Annotated in this window: 2 protein-coding genes; both read right to left on the bottom strand. The window is 60.7% G+C overall.

Annotated elements, in window-relative coordinates:
- The coding region (locus tag A2J01_RS24980; RefSeq protein WP_156519397.1) for an LLM class flavin-dependent oxidoreductase at nucleotides 1–333 on the bottom strand (333 nt) is incomplete at its 3' end.
- A gap of 16 nt (nucleotides 334–349) precedes the next feature.
- On the bottom strand, nucleotides 350–2,131 hold the full coding sequence (locus tag A2J01_RS24975) for a hypothetical protein (protein ID WP_064113816.1): 1,782 nt from the start codon (nucleotides 2,129–2,131) through the stop codon (nucleotides 350–352).
- Nucleotides 2,132–2,563: the final 432 nt, after the last annotated feature.

Here is a 2,563-nt window from a genome sequence, read left to right as displayed (position 1 = left end):
CTCTTCCTCGTACCAGCCGGCGCCGATGCCGAGGTCTACGCGGCCACCACTCATCTGATCGACCTGTGCGACCGAAATGGCCAGCGGTCCGGCGTGACGGAACGTAGCCGACGTCACCAGAGTACCGAGGCGGATGGTGGATGTTTCGCGGGCGATTCCGGCGAGCGTGATCCACGCGTCGGTGGGCCCGGGAAGGCCGTCGGAATTCATGGCGAGATAGTGGTCCGAGCGGAAAAATGCGCCGTAGCCAAGTTTTTCGGCGGTCTGGGCAACAGTCAGTAGTTGTTCGTAGGTAGCGCCCTGCTGGGGTTCGGTGAATATACGCAGCTCCATGACTTCCACTCTGCCACTATTTTGTGGAGGTCGGGACGACGGCACCGACTTGTCCGGCGCCGAAACACAGCGTAAGTCCCGGCGTTGTCGGCGTGATCTTCACACTGTTTCCGTGGCCGACCAGGCGCACGAACACCGAGTGCAAACCTTGGGTGACGGGTACGGATACTGCGTCGCCGGACTCCAACGCAACATCGATCGTTCCGTCGGCGCTGGCGAGGTAATTGAGCTGAACCGTCCATTCCCAGCCGGCCAGGGGGCCGTCGAGGGGGAGCTCGGTCGGGCCTTCGGCACGGATGCCGCAGTTCGGTGCCGTTCCTTCGGGAATCCTTCTCGTCCAGGTCACTTCGGCATCGACGATCTGACCGCTGTCGTCGATGGTGCGCAGAATCGGAGTGCTGGAAGAGAATTCGGGGCGATCAGGCAGCGGCGCGAGAACGTTGCTTGCCAAATTGTTCGGAAAGGCGACGGGAAGGAGCACTTGGATCGCGACGGGTTGCTCGAGCAGTGGAGCGTCCTGATTCTGTGACAACGACATTCGCGCGTTCGCGAGGTAGTCGCGGGTCGGGTTCTCGCGCCAGATGTCGACGAATGTGACGGTCGAGACGAGCGAACTGATCACGAAGAGCACTGACAGGCCGGCGGCGACTGCGACGGGCAAACGGGCCGGACGTCGCCGAGGCGCAGCGAGAATCAAAGCGGCGGCGAGGGCGAACACCGTCGCCGAATCCGTGAAGTAACGCAAGGTCTGCGCCAACTCGTACGTGGTGTCGGCGTCGGATCGGGTAGCGGTCATCGCCACGACAGAGGCCAGGAAGTACAGCGCCGCGGCGACCCAGATCCAGGCAGCGCCGCGTCGGGCACGCACGGTCATCACGACCGTCGTCAGCAGCGCGGCCCAGGCTGCGGCCACCAAGAGCGCCGGCGGATCGGCCCAGGCGGGGCTGGGGATCCACCGCTCCCAGCGCCAGGGGCCGCCGAGAAGAGTGGGAAGCATCCCCAAAGACGTTCCGTGATGCAGCAGTTCGGTGGACATCGAACGGCCGTATCCGGTGATCGGAGATTCGACAGTTGTCAGATACACCGGAATCCAGATCGCGAGCACGGCGGCACAGGCCGTCCACAGGAGTCGGCACTTCGTGATCGCACTTCGTATCGGCGTTCCTTCACCTTGTGTGCGCAAGTACAGCACCAGAAAAGCGAGTGCCACGAACGGAACGAGCACTGCTTTCTCGAAGAACAGCAAGGAGATGACAAAAACCGCGGTGCCCGAGAACACGTAGCGCACCTGCCCGGTGCGGTACAGCTTGATCGCGTCGCCGCATGCCCAGGCCAGCGCGATCTGGAGCGGCAATGCATTGAGCGCGGCTGCCCACCACGAGAACGCCGGAAGTGTCAGCGGGACGAACAGATACAGGAGCAGCGGAATCAACAGTGCCGGTCGCCGGCCGAGGACCAACCGAAGAGTGCGCAGAAGCGCCAACGACGCGGCGGCCTGACCGATGACGAGCAGCGTTGCCGACAGCGCCCAGTTGTACGGCGCGATACGGGCGATCAACCCGGTGAAGAAGAAGGCCGCGGGCATGAAGTGACCGTCGTGGTCGTAGAGCAGGAGTTCGCTCGAGAAGAGTGGGAAGCGTCCTCCGCGGCCCATCAGGATGAGGTCGTCCCAGTAGAAGTAATTGCTCGCGGCAACCCAGACGCGAATGACGAGCTGACATCCGATCAACACGAACGCGAGCTGCGTGACCCGTCTCGGGGTGAACGTCAGAGTTGGCTCGGGCTGTGGAGAAGTCATCGACGGTCATGCTTCCAGGTGTGTCAAAAACCGACTTTTCATAAAAAGGGGATACCGGTCTTTTCTGTCTTTTCGGGAGCAATTTCTGAATGGATTGTGAACTTTGCCGGGATAAATGACGTCGACGCCCGAAAGTTCACTGACCTGCGGTGTCAAATTCATCCTCGAGCCTGTGCATCGTTCGCTAACACCTGTCAGCAAATTCTCAGGGTCTTGCCCGTGACCTGTGGATAAAGCCCGATTCATTCATCCAGAACTGTGGATGAACCTGTGGAAACTGTGGATAACTCGAGTTTTTAAGTGGCGGAGGTCACATTATTCGAACAATGCAGGTGAACGCGGTGGAGGTTCGATCACAAATCGGGAGTGAATCCATTTGCTGCCGTTACCGATACGGCGTGACAGAATCGAAGTTGTGAGTGTCGTTCAGGT

The organism is Rhodococcus sp. EPR-134 (genome assembly GCF_001647205.1).
Classification (GTDB): Bacteria; Actinomycetota; Actinomycetes; order Mycobacteriales; family Mycobacteriaceae; genus Rhodococcus_F; species Rhodococcus_F qingshengii.
The sequence above is the reverse complement of the archived record's forward strand: the minus strand, read 5'-3'. Positions and strand labels throughout refer to the sequence as shown.

Coding starts and splice junctions, on each gene's coding strand:
- A2J01_RS24975 (WP_064113816.1), bottom strand. CDS start 2,131: ATGACTTCTCCACAGCCCGAGCCAACTCTGACGTTCACCCCGAGACGG.